Raw genomic sequence first — 20,206 nt, 5'->3', positions numbered from 1 at the left:
CAAGTAAACCCGTCAGCCCAAGCCCCCGGGTCCGTGTTTGAGGATCACCGGTACGACCAGTTCCTCTTCGTCGATCAGGTGACGATTGAGCATAGCCTGAAAGCTGAGCAAGTCTTCGCGAAACTTACCGGGCTCCGTTTTCCCCTGGATCACCGCATTGGCCCCGTCGGCAAAGCGGTTGAGCAGCCCGTCCATCGCGTGGTGATCGGCATCCAGCAGCTCGAACCCCTTGTTCAGGATCGGCTCCCGCGTGGCCAACACAGGGAAATAATGGTGGTCTTCGATCTGGTGGTGCCCGTGCAGGTTCTGCAGCAGCATCGACCCGTATCGCGATAGTTTTCCGGCGTGGGTCTGCGCGTCAATCTTGCGATCCACTGCCTGTTCGGCATCGTCGATGAGGGCGGTCATCAACCGGCGAAACATCAGATGACGGTCCAGCCAGAACGCTACAAGCCCCGCGAAATTGTTATGCTCGGGCCATGTCCCGCGCGGGAAATCCTGCAAGAGAACACGCAACGCATCCGGCAATCCGTCGCGGGTGTCGAGTGTCAGAGTATCATCCATGGCCACCTCCTGCTACCGGGCAGGAGGTGCAGCGCGCGCGGCGAATGTCAATCAACGCAGGACATGAACCGAGCAATTTGCGTGGCGCACCACATGGGTCGCCGTAGACCCAAGCAGAAGCGTCTGCATGCCGGGCCTGTGTGAGGCAATGACGATCAGATCGCTCCCCTGTTCCTCGGCATAGTCGAGGATGGACCGCCCGGAATGGCCGTCGATCACCACAGAATTTGCGCCGATGTCGGATGCAAGGCGCGCCATTTCGGTTTCGATCCCTTTGCGTGTGACGTTCAGGATGTCTGCCGAAATGTAGCTGATAGCGTAGCTTGGCACCGCTTCCACCACATGCAGCAACGTGATCGTGGCCCCCTCGGCCGAGAGCGTCTTGGCGATCTCCAAGACCTGCGATGTGCGGTCGTCCTCATTATCGAGCGCGATGGGTACGAGAATGTTCGAATACATGAACCCCTCCCTTTGTTTAGGATAGGGTCAGGTTAGCGCCACAACACTGGACATTCTTTGATCCGCATCAGATTTGCGCCGAAGTTTGCAAACCTTCCTTTCAGGTTTGCAAAGTCACGATACGTTAGGTTCACCCTGAAGACCCAACAACTTGCGGAACCCCGTCCAATAGCCCGGAAGGCGCGGCGGTTCCTGCAAGTGCGGCAACGCCTCATCCGCCCAGCGGGACATACGGCGCTGGGTGAAATCGCGGCCCCAGTCGAGATAGGCTTGGGCATCGTTGGGACGCAGTCGGCAGGCTGACCCGACCAGACCCACCAGCGTTTCCGGGGCCGAGTACCATTCGTCCTGAATGCCGGTGACCTTGGTCTGCAGGAACGGCCCGACCCAGCGCATCAGCGCCTTGTCCGAGAACAAGAGCAGCATCTTGCCCATCTCCTCGCGGCTGTAGTGTATCAGGGGCGGGAAGGTGTCAAAGAACAGCGCACGGCCGTCGAGATAGGCGAAATTGCGGATCGACGGGTGAAAGCCGATGCGGGTGTCGAACTGGTCGGCATTGTTCCAGAAGGTCGCGATCACGTCGCCTGCCGCTTCCATCATCTGGAGCGTTTCATCGACGCTCGCGTTCTGCATCTGCGGGCGCATCATGCTGTCTGAGGGCAGCGCCTCCTGAACGATCACGGGAATCCGGGTGCCATCCATGTCGAGCAGATGGAATTCTGTCTCAGGCAAAGCGACCCCGGCTTGGTTCAAAGCGGCGACGTAATCGTCATGGCATTGCGCAAGCCGGTCGAGAGCCGCCTGATCCCGCAACCCGCGATAGACCTTGATCACCTTGTCCGAGAACGGGCCGGATGCGGGCCGGAACGGCGCGCAGAAATAGCCCAGCTTGGAAACGGTCTGACCCCGCGCGGCGCTGTCGGCGCGGATCACGGCTTTCAGGGCGTCGAGGTCGGTCATGGCTCAGGCTCCTTGGTCAGGTGCCCTGCCTTACCCGTTTGCCAGCACCTGTGCCACCTCTGAGGTGAGCGCGTCGACTTCGGCCTGTGCGGGTGTCTTGCGGCCTTCGGCGGCACCACGCCCCTGCCCCAAGGCTTCGGCATAGATCACGCGGTTGGCCAGCGTTGCGTCGGCGATCCGTGCCATCAGCTTTTCCGCAGCCTCGGCCACTTCGGCTCCGAGACGGGTGTTCTGCCGTGCCCGATTGAGAACGATGATCGCTTCTTTGTCCTCGCGCCGGGCAAGATCCAGCACACCCTCGGTGGCCCAGAGGTCCACATGGCTGACACTGACCGGCACAACCACAAGATCAGCCACACGCAAGGCGGGGCGCAGATCACTGTCGGCCTTAGGTGGCGTGTCGATGATGACGATGTCATGGTTTTCCAAGAGCTTTCGCACCTCGTAGGTGATGCCCCAAGCCGAAGAGGTGGCGAATTCCAGCCCATCCACCGGCCCGGATTCGGTTTCCAGCCGTGTCATGAACCAGCGCCCCAAGCTGCCTTGTGGGTCAATGTCCACCAGCGCCACGCGTTTGCCTTGGCGCATGAAGCCGATGGCGAGATTGGCGGAAACGGTGGTCTTGCCAGAGCCGCCTTTTTGTTGCGCAACTGTGATGACGTGGCCGGGCATGGTCTGTTCCTTCGATTCGCACCGAAGGTACAGGGTTATTGTGCAGGTGCAGCATAAAAATTGCCACACCCCGTCAGGATGCTAGGATCAGTTACATGAGATCACCCATTCGCCCCACCGATGACGAGGCTCGTACGCTTGCTCGTGGCCTGATCGAAAGCGCTCGATTTGCTGGGTTGGCCTATACCGATAAGGAGGATGGCTTGCCGATGATCAGCCGCGTGGCGCTGGTTGCTGGCCCTGAGTGCGTACCGCTCAGTCTGATGTCAGATCTCAGTCACCACAGCGCTGCGCTGCAGCATAACCCGCTATGCGCACTGTTGATCGGTGAGCCGAAAGCCAAGGGCGATCCGTTGACCCATGCGCGTTTGAGCCTTCGTGCGACGGCCCATTTCGTGCGCCATGGAGAGGCAGAGCACGCAGATTTGGCCAAAGCGTTCTTATCGAAGCAGCCGAAAGCCAAGCTTTACATCGGGTTTGCGGATTTTGCGCTGGTGAGGTTCACCCCGTTGGGCGCGCATCTGAACGGCGGCTTCGGCAAGGCGTATGTTCTGAACGCGGATGATTTGTCGTGACGGTGCGTGAGATCACGCACCCTACGCCGCAAGCTCTGGCGCTTGCAGGATCTGCACCCCGGCGATGCGCCACTGCCCGTCTATCATCTCCATCCGGTAGTCGAGATAATGCAGGTTTCCTGCTGTATCCGTTAGAATCACAGTCTGATACAGCCCGCCTGCGATGGCCCGCAGATCGCCAAAGGTCACGCTTTCGGGGCGCCAGACCATTGGATAGCCCTGCTGCACCATCGCGCCAAAGTTTTCCGGCGTGCGGAAAATGTTGCGGATGTTTGGGGCGGCAAAGGTGAAGGCGGTGCCGAAATCGTCCTGCAGGAAAGCGTCGATCTGGCCTTGAATGGTGTTTTCGATACCGGGTTCGGGCGCAAGAACCTCCTGCGCCCAAAGCGTGCCGGTCATCGAAAGGGCAAGGGCCAGCCCGGTGATGAGTTTGCGCATGCGGTTACCTTTCGTTGCTGAACGAAAAGTAGCGCGTTTCATGCGCCGGGCAAAATGCCCGTCCTAAGCAAGCTCTCCGGCCAGCCCCTTACCGATCAGGGCAACGGATTCATCAACACCGTAGAGGGCAACAAACCCGCCAAAACGCGGGCCCTGAGATTGACCCAGTAGCACCTCGTAGAGCGCCTTAAACCAGTCGCGCAGTGGGTCGAACCCATGGTCTTTGCCAACCGCGAATACAATGGTTTGCAGGGTTTCGTCGTCACTCGGGCCATCATGTGCTGCAAGACGGGAGGCCAGATCCTGCATCGCGGCACGCTCTTTTTCATCGGGCGCGCGGAATGTCTTAGTGGGCTTCACGAAGTCTTCGTAATAGCGCACGGCAAACCCTGCCGCCTGATCCAGATCGGGATGGGTTTCCGGCGTGGCATCAGGCGCGTAACGCTTGATGAAGGCCCACATCGTATCCTTGTCCTCGGCCCCGGCGGCAGAGGCGAGGTTCAGCAGCATGGAGAACGGCACGACCATGTCGGAGGCGGGCACGTTGTGGCCGTGGATATGGAAGACCGGGTTGTTGAGCCGTCCGGCCTCGTCCTGATCGGCATAGGCGCGGAGTTGCTGGTGGTACTCGTCCACGGCCTTGGGGATCACGTCGAAATGCATCCGCTTCGCCGTCTTGGGCTTGAGATACATGAAGTAAGACAGCGACTCAGAGCTGGCGTAGGTCAGCCATTCGTCGATGGACACGCCATTGCCCGTGGTCTTGGAAATCTTGTGACCATCCGCGTCAAGGAACAGTTCATAAGTGAAATGCTCAGGCTTCTTGCCGCCAAGGATCTCGCAAATGCGGTCATAGATCGGCGTGTTGGTGCTGTGATCCTTGCCGTACATCTCAAAATCGACATCGAGCGCCGCCCAGCGCGCGCCGAAATCGGGCTTCCACTGGAGTTTGACGTTGCCGCCGGTGACCGGCAGCGTGATCTCGCGCCCGGCCTCGTCGTCAAAGGTGATCTCGCCACGCGCGGCATCGACGTTCTTCATCGGCACATAGAGCACGCGGCCCGTTTCGGGGTGGATCGGCAAGAAGATCGAATAGGTCTCGCGGCGTTCGTCCCGCAGGGATTTCAGCATCACTTCCATCACCGCGTCGTACCTTTCAGCCGCACGCAGAAGCACCTCGTCGAACATGCCCGAGCGGTAGAATTCGGTCGACGAGATGAATTCGTATTCAAACCCGAACGTATCCAGAAAGCGGTTCAGCATCGCGTTGTTGTGTGCGCCAAAGCTATCATGCGTGCCGAACGGGTCCGGCACGTCGGTCAGCGGGCGCTGTAGGTGATCGCGCAGCATTTCGGGATTGGGCACATTGCCCGGCACCTTTCGCATGCCGTCCAGATCGTCTGAAAAGCAGATCAGCTTGGTCGGGATGTCCGAGATCACCTCAAACGCCCGGCGGATCATCGTGGTGCGCGCCACTTCGCCAAAGGTGCCGATATGCGGCAGGCCGGACGGACCATAGCCCGTCTCAAAGAGAACATAGCCCTTTTCTGGCGGCTTTTTCTCATAGCGTTTGAGCAGCCGGCGCGCCTCTTCAAAGGGCCAGGCCTTTGAGGTCATTGCAGCTTCGCGCAGATCGGACATTGCTCTGTTACTCCGGATGGTCGCCGCACGGGATTGTGCGTGTGTTCAAAAAGCACTCCCTATTGCGGGGGCGGGGGCGGGTCAATAAGTTGGGTATCAAACACTCACACCAGAAAGCGATACGCCGTGTCAGACATCGACCCCCACCCCCTCAGCCCGCAGGATTGTCTTGTCGCGCTCATGATCGCGGTTTCTGCCTCCGATGAAAGCATACGGACGGCCGAATTGGTGAAGATTCAGACGGCGGTCAATAACCTGCCGATCTTTGCCGATTATGACGAGGCACGCATTCCAGAAATGTCCGGGCTGGTCTTTGAACTGTTCGAGCAAGAAGACGGGCTGGACGCCTTGTTCGGCTTGATCCGCGACAACCTGCCGGAACGGCTGTTCGAAACCGCCTATGCCTTGGCCTGCGATGTGGCGGCAGCCGACGGCACGCTGCGCGAGGCGGAACTGCGACTGCTGGAAGAAATCCGCTATGAACTGGCGCTTGACCGCCTCCACGCTGCCGCGATCGAGCGCGGCGCACGGGCGCGTCACCTGAGTGAATGATCAGGCGTCGCGTTTGGGCGGGATTGAATAGGTCAATGTGGCTCGCGCCACTGGATCGGGTTGCCCGTCTGAATAGAGCAGTACGTCTGTCACGCTAAGGGCGCGCCCAAGTTTTAGAACCTTGGCGTGCGCTATGACATCGGCCCCCGCAACCGGCTTGCGCATGAAGTCGATGGAGCAATTGGTGGTGACCGCCAACGCCTCTTTTCCGATGCGCGACATTGTGGCGACATAGGCGGCGACATCGGCAAGGCTGAACATGGCGGGGCCGGACACGGTGCCGCCGGGGCGTAGGTGTTGTTCGCCTGCATGAAGACGCATCACCAACAGGTTTTCATCCAGGTGGTCGATCCCGAACATGCCTTTGACCTGCGGGAACACCTCGTCCAAGAACGCTTCCATCTCATCTGCCGGAACTTTGAGCGCCATGCTTTCCTCCGCTGCTCTGAACCGATAGAGTTGCGCCAAGTCACTGGGAGGACAAGATGAAAATCCTGGAACGTCGCGACTCGGGCGCGGTTTGCCATTTACACCTGAATGCACCAGAGCGCCTGAACGCGCTTTCGGACGAAATGTTGGCCGCGCTGCAAGAGCAGATCGACGCGCTGCATGACGACACATCTGTGCGGGTGGTCGTGATCTCGGGCGCAGGCAAAGCGTTCTGCGCCGGGCATGACCTCAAGCAGATGACGGCGGGTCGGCAAGCCGAAGATGGCGGAAAAGCGTATTTCAAGGATTTGTTCGACCGCTGTGCGCGCGTGATGACGGGTGTGCAGCGCCTGCCGCAGCCGGTGATCGCGCAGGTGCACGGGATTGCCACGGCGGCCGGGTGTCAGTTGGTTGCGTCCTGCGACATGGCAATCGCCGCCGAAGGTACGCGGTTTGGGGTCAATGGCGTAAATATCGGACTGTTTTGTTCAACACCGATGGTGGCGCTGTCCCGCAATATCCCTAGAAAGCAGGCATTCGAGATGCTCGTCACGGGCCAGTTCATCGACGCCCACCGTGCTGAGGCGTTGGGATTGGTGAACAAGGTCGTGCCCGCGGATGACCTTGCAGCATCGACGCAAGACATGGCGCAGCTGGTTGCAAGCAAGCTGGGTGCAGCGGTGAAGATCGGCAAACACGCGTTCTATGAACAGGTACAGATGGGCCTTGATGACGCCTATGCCTATACCGGACAGGTGATGGTCGAGAACATGCTCTACCGTGACACCGAAGAAGGGATCGCAGCGTTTCTGGAAAAGCGCCCCACTGACTGGTCACAGTAGTCTTGACGCACAACAGGTTCCACCTTCGGCCCGGCATGCGCGTGGGCCTTCTTGGCGGGTCGTTCGATCCGGCACATGAAGGACATGTCCATCTCACTCGGGTGGCGCTGCGTCGGTTTGCGTTGGATCGGGTGATCTGGCTGGTCTCGCCGGGAAATCCTCTTAAGGCACGTGGTCCAGCCGCCCTCGACGCGCGTATGGCACGGGCGCAAGATATCATGCGCGATCCGCGTGTGATCGTCAGTGATTTCGAAGCTCAGATCGGAACCGCATACACGGCCGAGACCATTAACACACTCAAAGCAGCCTACCCCGGTGTGCGGTTTGTCTGGCTGATGGGGGCGGACAATCTGCATCAGTTTCAACGCTGGCAGCGATGGGAAGACATATTCCGGGCGGTTCCCGTCGGTGTGCTGGCCCGCCCGGGTTGGCGACAAGCGGGTCTGAATTCCCGCACAGCCCGCAAGTATCAACATATGCGCCTGCCCGGCCGGTCTTCGAAAATGCTGGCGGATCAGCCTGCCCCGGCATGGTGTTTCGTCAATATGCCGATGGTGCAGATCAGTTCCACAGAACTTAGAGCAAAGGGCATATGGGGGGCCGAGCCCTGAGACCGATTCAGACAGACACGGTGCCACAGCTGAGTACCTTGCTCCTCACCAAAGCGTGTTCTTGTCACTTGGCGATGAGTGAGGTTACATCCGCGGCATGACACGGGAGGTTTCACGTCGCGCGGTCTTGAGCGGTCTGGCTTCGGCCATGGTCGCCCCGTCCGCATTTGCACAATCCGCATTTGCCCCGGCCACGTCACTGCGCCCCGCAGCGCGGGCCGAGGACATCCTGAAATCGTATCTTCCGCCGCTGAGCGACCTGATCAATCAGGCCGATCTTGCGGGCAGGGTCAGTGTACAGGTGGCGGATGTCAAAACCGGATTGGTGCTCGAATCGCACAATCCCTTGCGCGCCCTACCTCCGGCCAGCGTGGCCAAGGCGATCACCGCGTGTTACGCGCTGGATGTGCTGGGTCCGGGGTATCACTTTGAGACCCGTGTTCTGGCAACGGCGCCGGTGACGAATGGCCGGATCAATGGCGACCTGATCCTTGCCGGAGGGGGTGACCCGACGCTGGACACCGACGCGATTGCCACGATTGCCAAGCGCCTGCGTGAAGAGGCAGGCGTGACCGAAGTCACGGGCCGGTTCCTCGTATGGAGCGGCGCGTTGCCTGCGCTGAACGGGATCGACAGTGAACAGCCGTCTCAGGTGGGGTACAATCCGGGGATCTCTGGACTGAACCTGAATTTCAACCGCGTACATTTTGAATGGCAGCGTGCAGGCAACGGGTACAATGTGACCATGGACGCGCGCTCTGCCACGCTGCGGCCGGAGGTGCGGGCTGCGCGCATGCGCGTCGAAGGCCGGAACCATCCAATCTATACCTACAAGGACGGTGGGGCCTACGATGATTGGACCGTGGCACGCGGGGCCTTGGGGCGCAACGGCGCACGCTGGCTGCCTGTGCGCAAACCTGCCCGGTATGCCGCCGAAGTTTTCCAGATTCTGGCGCGGTCCAACGGCATTGTCCTGAAAACGCCGGAACTGATCGACACGGTGCCGACCGGAACCACGGCTATTGTCGTTCACCAAAGTGCGCCACTGCGCATTATCCTGCGCGACATGCTGAAATACTCGACCAACATCACAGCGGAATGTGTCGGACTCACGGCCACTGTCGCGCGCAGTGGAACCGTGGCCTCGCTCAAGGCATCTGCGGACGAGATGAATGCATGGGCCCAAGACAGGCTGGGCATGACATCTGTCGCGCTCGAAGACCATTCAGGCCTGGGGGATGACAGCCGCGTTACCGCGCGAGATATGGTGAGGGCGTTGATCTCTGCAAGAAAAACAATGGGAATCAAGGCACTGCTCAAAGAGCACCCCCTGAGGGACGAGGACCGCAAGATACTCGAAAACCACCCTGTTAGTGTGCATGCCAAAACAGGAACGTTGAATTTCGTCAGCGGCCTTGGAGGTTTCATCGACTTGCCGGACGGGACCGAACTGGCGTTTGCGACCTTTTCTGCCGACCTACCAACCCGGGATTCCCTCACCCGGGAGCAGCGCGAAAACCCGCCCGGGGGACGCACCTATGCGGTTGCTGCGCGCAAACTGCAACAAAGGCTTCTGGCACGATGGGGCGTCTTGTATAGCGGATGATCCCGCTGGACAAAAAAGGGGCGCAAAGCCGGTCTTTGCGCCCCCAGAGGTCTGTCTGACGCAGGGATTTACATCAGCCAGAACTTACGGTTGGCCTCCTTTTGGGCGGTCAACCGATCGACTCCGATGTCCTGAAGCAGGTGATCATCGAGATGTTTGAGATGCAGCCGCGTGCGGCGGCGTTCGGACCACACCGTAACGGTCACTGCAACGCGCAGCGCGACGACGGCCAGCGGGGACAGCTTGGACTGTCCGCCAAGATAGGCGATCTGCGGGGCGTGGGTTGCGTGTGCCATGGGTGTACTCCTCAAATGTATCGACACAATCTTTATATATCGCAGCAAGTGTATTGTCATAACGACACAAAAATGGATACATTCGAGTCATGTAACGCTCCAGAGAAAGATTGTGCCGGATACAATTTCGCCAGACAAGATTGTGGCATTGCCGCAACCTGCCGCCGGTCCCAAGTACAAACGGGTGGCGGATACGATCCAAACCGCAATCCGCTCGGGAGATTTGCGCGCTGGTGACAAGTTGCCCCCGGTGCGCGAACTGGCTTGGTCGCTTGGGATCACACCCGGAACGGTGGCACGGGCCTATACCTTGCTCACCGATGCCGGTCACGCAGTGGCCGAAGTGGGGCGCGGGACATTTGTCGCCAATCGGACAACGCGGGTCGCACGCCCCGCGCGCGAATACGTCACTGTCCCTGTGCAGGACGGAAAGCTGTCATTGTTCAGCCCGCAACTGCCGGATCTTGGACAGGTCTCGCTGATTCAGAATGCGTTTGCACGGATCGGAGAAACCGCCCCCGAACGCCTTCTGCATTACCCGACCCGCGAAGCGTACCGTCCTTTGCGCGAAGCAGCGGTCTATTGGTTACGCAGTATCCCGTTGGGCAGTATTGATGAATCTGATGTTGTGATTGTTCACGGCGCCCAAAACGGGCTGAGCGTGATTTTGCAGACCATACTTCACGGGCCAAGGCCAACGGTTCTTGTCGAGGACATGGCCTATCCCGGCTTTCGTCGCACGGCTGATCTGTTGCGGGCCGATGTGGTCGGTGTTCCCAGCGACGAGCATGGCCTGCTCCCCGATGCACTGTCCGAAATCGCCCGCACGACACGCGCGCAGGTGCTTTGTACCTCGCCGGACGTGCATAATCCGACGCTTGTCTGCACGCCTTCGGAGCGGCGCAAGGCAATCGCAGAAGTCTGCCGCACTCAGGACATTCAGATCATCGAGGACAATTGTTACCGCCGCACCGACATCACAGCACCGAGCTACCGCATCCTCGCGCCTGAACGCGCATGGCACCTGACGTCGATCTCGAAATTGCTGACCCCCGCTCTGCGGATCGGCTTTGCGACTGCACCGCGTGGACGCGGGCCAGAGTTGCGACAGATCGCGGAGCACGGTTTTTTCGGCATCGCACAGCCCTTGGCCGAAGTGGCAGAGCGCATCCTGACCGCGCCTGAAACCGATGAGATCATGGTCGCGATCCGCGAGCGCATGGCTGAATACGTGCGGGTGGCAGTGAACGCATTGGGCACCTACCGTTTGACATGGCACGAGGATGTGCCGTTCCTTTGGCTCCCGCTACCTCAGGGTTGGAGGGCCGCCGCCTTCTGTCGGGCCGCAGAGGCGCGCGGCATTCAGATCCGTTCAGCCGATGAATTTGCCTTGCGGGATGGACGCGCGCCACATGCGGTTCGGATAGCCGTGAACGCGCAAGTGCCCCTACAGTTGTTCGAAAATGCGATGCTTCAACTCAGAGATCTCCTGGGGCATCCGCCTGAGCAGATAAGTGTCTGATTTTCCGCTGGAATGACCAAAAAACGGTCGCCTGCCCTCAAATCGAACGCTAGGCTTGCAGGGCGACTCACCTACCATGGAACGTAAATGGGTTTGGAAATCAGCTTGGCCTTCGTTGAGACGCGGCCAGATCTCGACGAATTGTCTGACATTCTGACAGAATACTACGCTCAGATCCTCGAACGTCTGATGGCGGTAGGGGGACCGAGCCTGTCGGTTGAAGACCATGTGCAATCCAGCCTTGACGTGATCGACGATTTCCTGCCGCCGACCGGCGGCGTTTTGCTGGCGCGCGACAGTTCGGGGTATTTGCTGGGATGTGGCTTTGTCCGCATGATCGACGATCACCGCGCGGAGCTGAAACGCTTGTTTGTCCGCGACATCGCACGTGGCTACGGCCTGGGGCGCCGAATGATCGAAATGCGGATTGAAAAAGCCCACGAAATGGGCGCCACGACAATTCTTGCCGATACGGTACGCGGCAACAGTTCGATGCTGGCTCTTTACGACCGTTTGGGGTTCAGCGAAACGCCGCGATATGACGGCACTGCAAACCCTGCCGCGTTCGAAAAGTACCTCGTCTATCGCAAGTTGGAATTGGCAGAGGCCTGAAACCTTCAAAAGTGTGGGGTATAATAATACCTTATTTTTAACCTATTGTTTTTGAATATTTAATTGAGACAAACGTCGCTTGACTGGGGTTTGGCAACCCTTATAACCCGCGCATCGGAATACACGGGGTGCCTGCACCCTGCCTTACCAATCCAACGTCAGGGACATCCCACGATGAAAACCTTTTCTGCAACACCGGCAGACATCGACAAGAAATGGATCCTGATCGACGCTGAAGGCGTCGTTCTGGGCCGTCTTGCTGCGATTGTCGCCACCCGCCTGCGCGGCAAGCACAAGCCGTCCTTCACTCCGCATATGGACATGGGTGACAATGTCATCGTGATCAATGCGGACAAAATCCAGATGACCGGTAACAAGCGCAACGAGAATTTCTATTGGCACACCGGCTATCCGGGCGGCATCAAATCCCGCACGAAGCAGCAGATTCTTGAGGGCGCGCACCCCGAGCGCGTCGTCCAGAAAGCAGTTCAGCGTATGCTTCCGGGCAACCGCCTGTCCCGCAAGGTGATGACCAACTTGCGCGTCTATGCTGGCACCGAGCACCCGCACGAGGCCCAGAGCCCCGAAGTGCTGGATGTGAAATCCATGAACTCCAAAAACACCCGGACGGCGAAATAATGGCTGAGCAACTCAATTCTCTCGAAGAGCTGAACACCGCCGCAGGCCTTGATGCCGCGCCGGAAGTGGTTGAAACCCCGCGTGAGCCGGAGCGTGATGCGCTGGGTCGTTCCTATGCGACCGGCAAGCGGAAAGATGCGGTCGCCCGTGTCTGGATCAAGCCGGGCTCCGGCAAGGTCAGCGTGAACGGCAAGGAAATGAACGCGTATTTCGCGCGCCCGGTTCTGCAGATGATCCTGCGCCAGCCGTTCGACGTGGCCGGCGTTGCCGACCAGTTCGACGTGATGGCCACCGTCAAGGGCGGCGGTCTCTCGGGTCAGGCCGGTGCAGTCAAGCACGGCATCTCCAAGGCGCTGCAGCTGTACGATCCGAACCTGCGTTCGGCGCTCAAAGCGGCAGGCTTCCTCACACGCGACAGCCGCGTTGTGGAACGTAAGAAGTTCGGTAAGCGCAAAGCGCGTCGGAGCTTCCAGTTCTCCAAGCGTTAATCCACGCTTCCAGAATAACGAAAAGGCCGCCTTTCGGGGCGGCCTTTTTGTTTGTGCTATGTGGTCTGGTGAGGATGCTGGGCTGACGCCCGCCCTACGCGATCGGCTTGATCAGAGTGATCGCGCGTCGCGGAACGACAGCAACCGGCGCGAGCCTTCGTCCCAGAGGTGCAGCCGCGCATTTGCAAAGCTTTCGCGGATTGTCATGCGGTTGTGATCGGCCAGATTGGCATGATCACGGACCACTTCGGGCAGCCGGTAGAACGGAATGCGGCTGTAGAGGTGATGCACATGGTGTATGCCGATATTGCCACTGAGCCACTGAAGCACCTTGGGCAACACGTAATATGAACTTCCATGCAGCGCCGCATCATGAAGCTGCCATTCTTCGTCGCCGTCCCATGAGGTGGTCTCGAACTGGTGCTGCACATAGAAAAGCCACACGCCCGCCGTCGCCGCCAATAGCGTGGACGGCAAGAAGATCAGCAGGATGGGCATCAACCCCCCGAAATAAAGCATGATCAGCAGGCCGGTCAGAATGGCGGCATTCGTCCCCATTGCACTGGCCCAGTAGCGGACGCTGGACATCAGGCCCAGCGGAATGCGGTTTTGCAGAAGGAACAGATATCCCGGCCCCAATCCGAACAAGATAATTGGGTGGCGATACACGCGGTACATCAGTTTGCTCCACCCAGACAGCGCCTTGTATTCGGCAACCGTCATGGTGTGTACGTCACCGATGCCCCGCCGTTCGAGGTTGCCATGCGTGCTGTGATGGATCGAATGTGTACGCCGCCAGACATCGTAGGGTGTCAGCGTCAGAACGCCCAGAATTCGTCCCAACCAATCGCTGAGCGTGCGGTTGTTGTAGAACGATCCATGGCCGCAATCATGCTGGATGATGAACAGGCGCAGCAAAAAGGCTGCGTTGACGCAGGACAGCGCCAATGTCAGCCAGTAGCTGACACCCATGGCCCACCATGCCGCAGCCCAAAGCGCCACGAACGGGCCAAGAGTTACGGCGAGTTCGAAAGAGCTGCGCATCGCATCGGGTTCGCGGTATTTGGCGAGAACTTTCACCCAGTCTTTTGCGGAGGTCGTCGCGGGCGTATGCCCGCTGATTGTTAACTGCTCGGACATAAGCCTGCTTTTTTCGTTTGCGTTGCAGCGTTCTACCCGATGCGATGCAATCCGCCTACTTATCTTTCGTCCCCAAATGCAGATCCGAGGCATTTTGCCACTGTCACGCCTTGTCGGCGTCCTTGTGCGGCGCCTGAGGTGTAAACGCACAGCGTTCGGGCTTAATGTCGATCAATGGTGTTTTGTCCAGGCAGTCCAACCCCTTGACGATCAGTGTCGGACCCTCTTGCCGGATCAACCGCACACGGGACAAGCCGATCGGGTTTGGTCGCACAGGAGACCGCAAAGCAAAGGTGCCGGTGGTTGTTCCGTTGCTTTTCGGGCTTTGCAGCACGAGATCACGGCGCGACATGTGCAGCCAATACAGGACATCAAGGTATTCAAACGCGGTGATCCCCTTCAAGGCGGCAGACCATTCGGGGAGCAGCTCGAGCCGGCAGTCCGGCCCTTCCAGTTTTCCCTGACGGGGGCACAGATCTCGGGTTGTGAACGGCGTTCGAATCGTACCGATGAACTGAACAAAGGCATCCTGGGCCTGCGGTGCATCAAGAACCGCCTCTCCGTCGCGCAAGTCGCTGGTCTGTTTCACGGTCATGTCCTCCTGCCTTCAAGACTACGCGTCAACATTGCCAAGATCAGCACAAATCGCCAATCGGGTACGTGCCAACACCCGGTTTGTCTGACTTGCCGCCCGTACGACTGTAGGACATAGTCGCAACGCTATGACCACCACAGATTCATCCTCTGCAGAGCGCTACCTGACCGTGCCGGAATTGGCCGCACTTTTGCGGATCAAGGAACGCAAGGTCTATGATCTTGCGGCAACAGGAGCGGTGCCCTGTTCCAAGGTCACCGGCAAGTTGCTGTTTCCAGAGCAAGCGGTTCGGCGCTGGCTGGAACGTGGCCAGACCGGGTCGGCGCAAACACAGACAGCGCGTCGGGTGGTGTTTCTGGGCAGCCATGATCCGTTGCTGGACTGGGCTTTGCGACAATCCGAATGCGGAATTGCCACGTTCTTTGATGGGTCCCAAGACGGTTTGGACCGGTTCGCCGCACGCGAGGGGATCGCTGCTGGGTTGCACATGTTCGATGCTGCGTCCGCCTCCTGGAACATCGCGGCGGTGAACGCAGCAATGCCAGGAGCCTCGGCGGTGTTGCTGGGGTTTGCCAAACGCAGACGCGGTCTGGTGATCAAGTCCGACTTGATGGCAGATATCGGTGGTCTTGCCGACCTTGCGGGGCGGACGATGACACCAAGGCAGGTCGGCGCGGGAACCCGGACGCTTTTTGATCACCTGCTGCGCGAAGCGGACATTCTACCCGATACGGTCCATATGCGTGCCGTCGCCCGAAGCGAGGCAGACGCGGTGCTGGACGTGGCGACCGGAACAGCAGACGCCACTTTCGGCCTTGAGGCCTTGGCGGCACAGCACAATCTGGGATTCGTTCCGTTGATCGACGAACACTTCGATCTGCTGGTCTGCCGTCGCGCGTATTTTGACCAACCCATGCAACGTTTCGTCAGCTTTCTGTCGTCGACCGAGTTCAGGACACATGCCGCGGCGTTGAAAGGCTACGATGTTTCCGAGGCCGGAACAGTTCGTTGGAATGGATAAGGAACAAGACCAGCGCGCAAGTGGTGGACGCTGACGCCTACGCGGCTTAGGTTCGACCGCAACCAAGGATGCCCGGATGACTAACGCGACCCCGTATCAGGTGCTTGCCCGCAAGTATCGCCCCGAAACCTTTGCCGATCTTGTCGGGCAAGAGGCGATGGTGCGCACGCTCAAGAACGCGTTTGCAGCCGACCGCATTGCGCAGGCCTTTGTCATGACCGGGATTCGCGGGATCGGGAAAACAACCACCGCGCGGATCATCGCAAAGGGGCTGAACTGCATCGGCCCGGATGGCGCTGGCGGGCCGACGACCGATCCATGTGGCCAGTGCGAACATTGCGTGGCGATCATGGAAGGTCGTCATGTCGACGTAATGGAGATGGACGCTGCCTCGCGCACCGGGGTGGGCGACATTCGCGAAATTATTGACTCCGTGCATTACCGGGCCGCTTCGGCGCGCTACAAGATCTACATCATCGACGAAGTTCACATGCTGTCGACCAGTGCGTTCAACGCGCTGCTCAAGACGCTTGAGGAGCCGCCCGCGCATGTGAAGTTCATTTTCGCCACAACCGAGATCCGCAAGGTTCCGGTCACGGTCCTGTCGCGTTGTCAGCGGTTCGACCTGCGGCGGATCGAGCCCGAGATGATGATTGCCCTGCTGCGCAAGATCGCCACGCGCGAAAGTGCCGAAATCACGGATGATGCGTTGGCTTTGATCACCCGCGCGGCCGAAGGGTCTGCACGCGACGCGACCTCGCTTCTGGATCAGGCGATCAGCCATGGCGCGGGGGAAACCACCGCTGAACAGGTGCGCGCGATGCTGGGTCTGGCGGACCGAGGCCGGGTGCTCGATCTCTTTGACATGGTCATGAAGGGCGATGCGGCAGGCGCGTTGACCGAACTGAGCGCGCAATATGCCGACGGGGCCGATCCGATGGCGGTGCTGCGCGATCTGGCGGAAATCACGCATTGGATTTCCGTGGTCAAGATCACGCCCGAAGCCGCCGAAGACCCGACCATCAGCCCTGATGAACGCCAGCGTGGACAGGATTTCGCCCATGCGCTCGGGATGCGGCCTCTGACGCGGTTGTGGCAGATGCTGCTCAAGGCGCTGGACGAGGTGGCACAGGCGCCGAACGCGATGATGGCGGCGGAAATGGCGATCATCCGCATGACTCATGTATCCGAATTGCCCAGCCCCGAGGATTTGGTGAAACGCCTGCAGGACACCCCGCCTCCGCCGCCGCCGTCCGGCGGTGGAATGCACTCGGGTGGTGGCACGCGCGCGCAGGCGATGGGCACCCCTGCCCCGACGCATGGCGCGTCATCCGGCCCGCATGCGTCTTATGGCGGTGCTGCTGTGGCCGTTGCCGTGGATCAGGCGTTGGCACGGTATCCCAGCTTTGAGCATGTGATCGAGCTGATCCGGTCGAACCGCGATGTAAAGCTACTGGTCGAGGTCGAGGGCTGCGTCCGGCTCGCTGCTTATCAGCCCGGTCGGATCGAATTCACCCCCACCGACAACGCGCCCGGCGATCTGGCGCAACGGCTTGGCGGTGCGCTGCAGCGCTGGACTGGCAACCGCTGGGCGGTGACGCTGGTCAATGGATCGGACGCGCCGACCATCGTGGAAACCCGCGACGCCGCCGAAAACGCAATCAAGGCGCAGGCGGCGGCACATCCTCTGGTCAAGGCTGTACTCGACGCCTTTCCCGGCGCTGTGATCGAAGAGGTGCGCACGCCCGACCAATTGGCCGCCGTGGCCGAAGCCGAGGCCTTGCCCGAAGTGGAAGACGAATGGGATCCGTTCGAGGAGGAGTGATCCTGTCGCTCCTGCCGGGAATGGCATGGGCGCAGGATTGCACGGTGCAGCGCCCCGGATGGGATGGCGCGCCGGTGAGCGCGGTGCAGGAAGCGGTGTTTCTGGCCTCTTCGCCTGCTGCGTTGGTTTTGCTTCTGGGCACCGCGGTCGCGATCCGCTTCAAAAGCCAATGGGGATCACTTGCTGTGGTTCTGGGTTGGACAGCCTTTGTCACCTTCCTGACGATGCTAGCCCCGGCCTCGCGGGAATTGGCGATGGCGGAAGGCTGCGTCGGGTCGCCCGCCTTGTTCATCGGCATCATCGCTGCAATATGTGTGGGGACGATTTTTTACACCGCGCCACCGATCAAGGGGCGCTGACCTACGGAGAAAAACATGTTCAAAGGTTTGGGCCAAATGGGCGACATGGCCAAGATGATGAAGGCCGCGCAGGAAATGCAGGGCAAGATGGCCCAGATGCAGGAAGACCTTGCATCCCTAACCGTGACCGGCGAATCCGGCGCGGGTCTGGTCAAGGCGACGGCAACAGCCAAGGGCGAATTGACCGGGCTGGACATTGACCCGTCGATCTTCAACGGCGACGACAAGGAAGTCGTCGAAGACCTGATCCTTGCCGCGATCAAGGATGCGCAGCAGAAGGCGCAAGCCAAGGCGCAGGAAGAAATGTCCAAGCTGACCGAAGGTTTGGGTCTACCGCCGGGGATGAACCTGCCGTTCTGACGGTGCACTTCAACGCCCGGGGATGACAATGATTTGATGCGTGACGGCGGCGACATAGAAGCGCTCATTGCGATGATGGCGCGCTTGCCGGGGCTTGGCCCCCGGTCGGCTCGCCGCGCCGTTCTGCATATGATCCGCAAGCGGGGACTATTGCTGGGGCCGTTGGCCGAGTTGATGACACGCGTCGCTCGGGATGCGCGCGAATGCCTGAATTGCGGCAATATCGGTACGCAAGACATCTGCGACATCTGTCAGGACAACCAGCGCAACAACGGTTTGCTCTGCGTGGTCGAAGATGTGTCAGACCTCTGGGCGATGGAACGGGCTGGGGTGTTCAAAGGCCGCTATCACGTTCTTGGCGGCACCCTATCGGCGCTGGATCAGGTCGGTCCGGACGAGTTGCGCATTCCCAAGCTGTCGGCCCGAGTAGACAGCGAAGAGATCACCGAAGTGATCCTCGCTCTGAATGCCACAATCGACGGCCAGACGACGGCGCATTACATCGCCGATCAGTTGGACGGGCGTGTGGTGCTGACCTCATTGGCACAGGGTGTGCCAATTGGGGGTGAGCTGGATTACCTCGACGAAGGTACGATCACGGCCGCCATGAACGCGCGCAAGCCGATTTAGGCCAGCCCTTCCGCTTTGCTGCACACCACACGGCTGAAAATTCTCGTTTCGACACAGCGCTTACGGCAAGACTGCGACCATCCCGATGCGCATTTAGGAGAGCACTATGGACATCGAAAAGACGGAACACGGCACCCTTGAACACTGGACGCCATCCGAAGTGGCAGCCGCTTTCAGCGAAGACAGGATCGTCTTGATCGACGTGCGCACACCGCAGGAATTCTCGCTTGAGCGGATCAACGGAGCGCTGCTGGCCCCGATGCAAGTTTTCCAGCCGAACCATATGCCGGACCAGTCCAAGAAACAGATCGTGTTCCACTGTGGATCAGGTGTCCGCTCGGCTCGGGTGGCCAAGCTGTGCCTGGCGGCCGGGGAAGACCGGATCGCCCATATGGCAGGCGGGTTCGCGGCGTGGAAGGACGATGGCCAGACATATATGGGAACCGACATGGCGACTGGTGCCCCAAAGGAAATGCGAAAGACATCGTAGTTCAAGAAAAAGCCCGGCACCGCAACGCGGGCCGGGCTTTCAGTCTGTCGCAACTGACGATCTTAGCGACGGTGATCGTCATCCTCATCGTCATCATCATCATGCGTGCCGTCTGGCAAGTTAAAGAAGCTGTCGGCATCGGCGTAATCTTCGCGACCGCCAGATTCTTCGCTATCGGACGATGAGCCACTGAGGCTGAAGGTCTCGAGACCTTCGATTGCGCTCGGCAGTCGAGGTTCAGCGTCCATCTCGAGGCTCTGTTCCGTGGACACCAGCTTGCGGCGTTCGTCGTCGGTCATCACCGCTTCTTGCTTTTTCGCAGCTTTGGCAACAGCCGCATCCAGTTCGGACTGTTTGCACAGTCCAAGTGCCACCGGGTCGATCGGCTGGATGTTGTTGATGTTCCAGTGCGTGCGCTCACGGATCGCCTGAATGGTGGGCTTGGTGGTGCCGACCAACTTGGAAATCTGACCGTCGCTGAGTTCCGGGTGGAACTTGACGAGCCACAAGATCGACGCTGGGCGATCCTGACGCTTGGACAGCGGCGTGTAGCGCGGGCCACGGCGCTTTTCTTCGCCTTGTGCGGCCGCATAAACCTTGAGCGTGAGCTTGCGCATCGGGTCGGCTTCGCCCTTCTTGATCTCGTCGGTATCAAGTTGGTTATTGGCGATGGGATCGAACCCTTTGACACCGGCAGCCACATCACCGTCAGCGATGCCCTGTACCTCAAGTTCATGCATGCCGGTGAAATCGGCGATCTGCTTGAAGGTCAGTGTTGTGTTATCCACCAGCCAGACGGCGGTGGCTTTTGCCATGATCGGTTTACCCATCTCGCGTCTCCTTACGCAAAGCTTTTTCGGTCTCTCGGAGCGGGTCCAAG

The 20,206-nt window shown here is 59.7% G+C and carries 26 protein-coding genes; 15 read left to right on the top strand and 11 right to left on the bottom strand.

Going from position 1 to position 20,206, the window contains the following annotated elements; genetic code table 11:
• Window positions 1-12: 12 nt before the first annotated feature.
• The 4 genes from ACK3EW_RS03120 to parA form a co-directional block, all read right to left on the bottom strand.
• Window positions 13-564, bottom strand: coding sequence for a hemerythrin domain-containing protein (locus ACK3EW_RS03120; protein WP_493808408.1), 552 nt, complete (start codon window positions 562-564; stop codon window positions 13-15).
• Window positions 565-615: 51 nt separating this feature from the next.
• Window positions 616-1,023: a universal stress protein gene (locus ACK3EW_RS03115; RefSeq protein WP_493808407.1), complete on the bottom strand. Its 408-nt coding sequence runs from the start codon at window positions 1,021-1,023 to the stop codon at window positions 616-618.
• Window positions 1,024-1,137: 114 nt separating this feature from the next.
• Window positions 1,138-1,983: a DUF6206 family protein gene (locus ACK3EW_RS03110; protein ID WP_493808406.1), complete on the bottom strand. Its 846-nt coding sequence runs from the start codon at window positions 1,981-1,983 to the stop codon at window positions 1,138-1,140.
• Window positions 1,984-2,013: 30 nt separating this feature from the next.
• Window positions 2,014-2,655, bottom strand: coding sequence for a ParA family partition ATPase (gene parA / locus ACK3EW_RS03105; RefSeq protein WP_493808405.1), 642 nt, complete (start codon window positions 2,653-2,655; stop codon window positions 2,014-2,016).
• Window positions 2,656-2,750: 95 nt separating this feature from the next.
• On the opposite strand from parA, the gene ACK3EW_RS03100 reads away from it, so the two are divergent.
• Window positions 2,751-3,230, top strand: coding sequence for a HugZ family pyridoxamine 5'-phosphate oxidase (locus ACK3EW_RS03100; RefSeq protein ID WP_493808404.1), 480 nt, complete (start codon window positions 2,751-2,753; stop codon window positions 3,228-3,230).
• A 21-nt stretch (window positions 3,231-3,251) separates the two neighbouring features.
• On the opposite strand, the gene ACK3EW_RS03095 is transcribed toward ACK3EW_RS03100, so the two are convergent.
• Together ACK3EW_RS03095 and ACK3EW_RS03090 are read right to left on the bottom strand one after the other, a co-directional pair.
• Window positions 3,252-3,668, bottom strand: a complete 417-nt coding sequence (locus ACK3EW_RS03095; protein ID WP_493808403.1) for a DUF4864 domain-containing protein — start codon at window positions 3,666-3,668, stop codon at window positions 3,252-3,254.
• Between the two features lie 63 nt (window positions 3,669-3,731).
• A complete protein-coding gene (locus tag ACK3EW_RS03090) occupies window positions 3,732-5,309 on the bottom strand; it encodes a lysine--tRNA ligase (RefSeq protein WP_493808402.1) in 1,578 nt (525 codons plus the stop codon).
• A gap of 180 nt (window positions 5,310-5,489) precedes the next feature.
• Here ACK3EW_RS03090 and ACK3EW_RS03085 point away from each other — a divergent pair, with 180 nt between their 5' ends.
• Window positions 5,490-5,861 (top strand): tellurite resistance TerB family protein, encoded by a 372-nt coding sequence (locus tag ACK3EW_RS03085; RefSeq protein WP_085631739.1) that lies wholly within the window; start codon window positions 5,490-5,492, stop codon window positions 5,859-5,861.
• On the opposite strand, the gene ACK3EW_RS03080 is transcribed toward ACK3EW_RS03085, so the two are convergent.
• Window positions 5,862-6,290: a PaaI family thioesterase gene (locus ACK3EW_RS03080; protein WP_493808401.1), complete on the bottom strand. Its 429-nt coding sequence runs from the start codon at window positions 6,288-6,290 to the stop codon at window positions 5,862-5,864.
• A 56-nt stretch (window positions 6,291-6,346) separates the two neighbouring features.
• Between ACK3EW_RS03080 and ACK3EW_RS03075 the strand changes: the two genes are divergently transcribed.
• The 3 genes from ACK3EW_RS03075 (at window position 6,347) to dacB (ending at window position 9,349) form a co-directional block, all read left to right on the top strand.
• Window positions 6,347-7,132 (top strand): enoyl-CoA hydratase, encoded by a 786-nt coding sequence (locus tag ACK3EW_RS03075; RefSeq protein ID WP_493808400.1) that lies wholly within the window; start codon window positions 6,347-6,349, stop codon window positions 7,130-7,132.
• A gap of 35 nt (window positions 7,133-7,167) precedes the next feature.
• Entirely contained in the window at window positions 7,168-7,743 is a 576-nt protein-coding gene (locus ACK3EW_RS03070; RefSeq protein ID WP_493809683.1) for a nicotinate-nucleotide adenylyltransferase, read from the top strand.
• A gap of 97 nt (window positions 7,744-7,840) precedes the next feature.
• Complete coding sequence (dacB, locus tag ACK3EW_RS03065) at window positions 7,841-9,349, top strand: D-alanyl-D-alanine carboxypeptidase/D-alanyl-D-alanine endopeptidase (protein WP_493808399.1); 1,509 nt, start codon at window positions 7,841-7,843, stop codon at window positions 9,347-9,349.
• Between the two features lie 68 nt (window positions 9,350-9,417).
• On the opposite strand, the gene ACK3EW_RS03060 is transcribed toward dacB, so the two are convergent.
• On the bottom strand, window positions 9,418-9,645 hold the full coding sequence (locus ACK3EW_RS03060; protein WP_439120954.1) for a DUF1127 domain-containing protein: 228 nt from the start codon (window positions 9,643-9,645) through the stop codon (window positions 9,418-9,420).
• A gap of 112 nt (window positions 9,646-9,757) precedes the next feature.
• Here ACK3EW_RS03060 and ACK3EW_RS03055 point away from each other — a divergent pair, with 112 nt between their 5' ends.
• The 4 genes from ACK3EW_RS03055 (at window position 9,758) to rpsI (ending at window position 12,906) form a co-directional block, all read left to right on the top strand.
• Complete coding sequence (locus tag ACK3EW_RS03055) at window positions 9,758-11,167, top strand: aminotransferase-like domain-containing protein (RefSeq protein ID WP_493808398.1); 1,410 nt, start codon at window positions 9,758-9,760, stop codon at window positions 11,165-11,167.
• A gap of 87 nt (window positions 11,168-11,254) precedes the next feature.
• A complete protein-coding gene (locus tag ACK3EW_RS03050) occupies window positions 11,255-11,779 on the top strand; it encodes a GNAT family N-acetyltransferase (RefSeq protein ID WP_493808397.1) in 525 nt (174 codons plus the stop codon).
• A 174-nt stretch (window positions 11,780-11,953) separates the two neighbouring features.
• A complete protein-coding gene (rplM, locus tag ACK3EW_RS03045) occupies window positions 11,954-12,418 on the top strand; it encodes a 50S ribosomal protein L13 (protein WP_085631723.1) in 465 nt (154 codons plus the stop codon).
• A complete protein-coding gene (gene rpsI, locus ACK3EW_RS03040) occupies window positions 12,418-12,906 on the top strand; it encodes a 30S ribosomal protein S9 (RefSeq protein ID WP_439119847.1) in 489 nt (162 codons plus the stop codon). The genes rplM and rpsI overlap by 1 nt, the downstream gene beginning before the upstream one ends.
• Before the next feature lie 111 nt (window positions 12,907-13,017).
• Here the strand turns inward: rpsI and ACK3EW_RS03035 are convergent, their stop codons facing one another.
• Together ACK3EW_RS03035 and tsaA are read right to left on the bottom strand one after the other, a co-directional pair.
• Window positions 13,018-14,046 (bottom strand): fatty acid desaturase, encoded by a 1,029-nt coding sequence (locus ACK3EW_RS03035; RefSeq protein WP_493808396.1) that lies wholly within the window; start codon window positions 14,044-14,046, stop codon window positions 13,018-13,020.
• A gap of 103 nt (window positions 14,047-14,149) precedes the next feature.
• On the bottom strand, window positions 14,150-14,635 hold the full coding sequence (gene tsaA / locus ACK3EW_RS03030) for a tRNA (N6-threonylcarbamoyladenosine(37)-N6)-methyltransferase TrmO (protein WP_493808395.1): 486 nt from the start codon (window positions 14,633-14,635) through the stop codon (window positions 14,150-14,152).
• Window positions 14,636-14,768: 133 nt separating this feature from the next.
• Here tsaA and ACK3EW_RS03025 point away from each other — a divergent pair, with 133 nt between their 5' ends.
• The 6 genes from ACK3EW_RS03025 (at window position 14,769) to ACK3EW_RS03000 (ending at window position 19,326) form a co-directional block, all read left to right on the top strand.
• Window positions 14,769-15,662, top strand: a complete 894-nt coding sequence (locus ACK3EW_RS03025) for a substrate-binding domain-containing protein (protein ID WP_493808394.1) — start codon at window positions 14,769-14,771, stop codon at window positions 15,660-15,662.
• A gap of 76 nt (window positions 15,663-15,738) precedes the next feature.
• Entirely contained in the window at window positions 15,739-17,487 is a 1,749-nt protein-coding gene (locus tag ACK3EW_RS03020; protein ID WP_493808393.1) for a DNA polymerase III subunit gamma/tau, read from the top strand.
• A complete protein-coding gene (locus tag ACK3EW_RS03015; protein WP_085631711.1) occupies window positions 17,484-17,846 on the top strand; it encodes a hypothetical protein in 363 nt (120 codons plus the stop codon). The genes ACK3EW_RS03020 and ACK3EW_RS03015 overlap by 4 nt, the downstream gene beginning before the upstream one ends.
• 15 nt (window positions 17,847-17,861) lie before the next feature.
• Window positions 17,862-18,206, top strand: a complete 345-nt coding sequence (locus ACK3EW_RS03010; protein WP_085631709.1) for a YbaB/EbfC family nucleoid-associated protein — start codon at window positions 17,862-17,864, stop codon at window positions 18,204-18,206.
• Window positions 18,207-18,242: 36 nt separating this feature from the next.
• The gene (gene recR, locus ACK3EW_RS03005) at window positions 18,243-18,836 is read left to right on the top strand and encodes a recombination mediator RecR (protein WP_493808392.1); all 594 of its coding nucleotides are present in this window, start codon (window positions 18,243-18,245) and stop codon (window positions 18,834-18,836) included.
• Between the two features lie 106 nt (window positions 18,837-18,942).
• Complete coding sequence (locus tag ACK3EW_RS03000; protein ID WP_493808391.1) at window positions 18,943-19,326, top strand: rhodanese-like domain-containing protein; 384 nt, start codon at window positions 18,943-18,945, stop codon at window positions 19,324-19,326.
• 62 nt (window positions 19,327-19,388) lie between these two features.
• On the opposite strand, the gene ACK3EW_RS02995 is transcribed toward ACK3EW_RS03000, so the two are convergent.
• Window positions 19,389-20,156, bottom strand: coding sequence for a DUF1013 domain-containing protein (locus tag ACK3EW_RS02995; protein WP_493808390.1), 768 nt, complete (start codon window positions 20,154-20,156; stop codon window positions 19,389-19,391).
• Window positions 20,157-20,206 lie beyond the last annotated feature (50 nt).

It is taken from the genome of Marivita sp. NO-S04 (assembly GCF_059070475.1).
Note: the sequence above shows the minus strand (reverse complement) of the source record. Positions and strands in the feature narration are given on the sequence as shown.

Coding starts and splice junctions, on each gene's coding strand:
- ACK3EW_RS03120 (WP_493808408.1), bottom strand. CDS start 564: ATGGATGATACTCTGACACTCGACACCCGCGACGGATTGCCGGATGCG.
- ACK3EW_RS03115 (WP_493808407.1), bottom strand. CDS start 1,023: ATGTATTCGAACATTCTCGTACCCATCGCGCTCGATAATGAGGACGAC.
- ACK3EW_RS03110 (WP_493808406.1), bottom strand. CDS start 1,983: ATGACCGACCTCGACGCCCTGAAAGCCGTGATCCGCGCCGACAGCGCC.
- parA (WP_493808405.1), bottom strand. CDS start 2,655: ATGCCCGGCCACGTCATCACAGTTGCGCAACAAAAAGGCGGCTCTGGC.
- ACK3EW_RS03100 (WP_493808404.1), top strand. CDS start 2,751: ATGAGATCACCCATTCGCCCCACCGATGACGAGGCTCGTACGCTTGCT.
- ACK3EW_RS03095 (WP_493808403.1), bottom strand. CDS start 3,668: ATGCGCAAACTCATCACCGGGCTGGCCCTTGCCCTTTCGATGACCGGC.
- ACK3EW_RS03090 (WP_493808402.1), bottom strand. CDS start 5,309: ATGTCCGATCTGCGCGAAGCTGCAATGACCTCAAAGGCCTGGCCCTTT.
- ACK3EW_RS03085 (WP_085631739.1), top strand. CDS start 5,490: ATGATCGCGGTTTCTGCCTCCGATGAAAGCATACGGACGGCCGAATTG.
- ACK3EW_RS03080 (WP_493808401.1), bottom strand. CDS start 6,290: ATGGCGCTCAAAGTTCCGGCAGATGAGATGGAAGCGTTCTTGGACGAG.
- ACK3EW_RS03075 (WP_493808400.1), top strand. CDS start 6,347: ATGAAAATCCTGGAACGTCGCGACTCGGGCGCGGTTTGCCATTTACAC.
- ACK3EW_RS03070 (WP_493809683.1), top strand. CDS start 7,168: ATGCGCGTGGGCCTTCTTGGCGGGTCGTTCGATCCGGCACATGAAGGA.
- dacB (WP_493808399.1), top strand. CDS start 7,841: ATGACACGGGAGGTTTCACGTCGCGCGGTCTTGAGCGGTCTGGCTTCG.
- ACK3EW_RS03060 (WP_439120954.1), bottom strand. CDS start 9,645: ATGGCACACGCAACCCACGCCCCGCAGATCGCCTATCTTGGCGGACAG.
- ACK3EW_RS03050 (WP_493808397.1), top strand. CDS start 11,255: ATGGGTTTGGAAATCAGCTTGGCCTTCGTTGAGACGCGGCCAGATCTC.
- rplM (WP_085631723.1), top strand. CDS start 11,954: ATGAAAACCTTTTCTGCAACACCGGCAGACATCGACAAGAAATGGATC.
- rpsI (WP_439119847.1), top strand. CDS start 12,418: ATGGCTGAGCAACTCAATTCTCTCGAAGAGCTGAACACCGCCGCAGGC.
- ACK3EW_RS03035 (WP_493808396.1), bottom strand. CDS start 14,046: ATGTCCGAGCAGTTAACAATCAGCGGGCATACGCCCGCGACGACCTCC.
- ACK3EW_RS03025 (WP_493808394.1), top strand. CDS start 14,769: ATGACCACCACAGATTCATCCTCTGCAGAGCGCTACCTGACCGTGCCG.
- ACK3EW_RS03020 (WP_493808393.1), top strand. CDS start 15,739: ATGACTAACGCGACCCCGTATCAGGTGCTTGCCCGCAAGTATCGCCCC.
- ACK3EW_RS03010 (WP_085631709.1), top strand. CDS start 17,862: ATGTTCAAAGGTTTGGGCCAAATGGGCGACATGGCCAAGATGATGAAG.
- recR (WP_493808392.1), top strand. CDS start 18,243: ATGCGTGACGGCGGCGACATAGAAGCGCTCATTGCGATGATGGCGCGC.
- ACK3EW_RS03000 (WP_493808391.1), top strand. CDS start 18,943: ATGGACATCGAAAAGACGGAACACGGCACCCTTGAACACTGGACGCCA.
- ACK3EW_RS02995 (WP_493808390.1), bottom strand. CDS start 20,156: ATGGGTAAACCGATCATGGCAAAAGCCACCGCCGTCTGGCTGGTGGAT.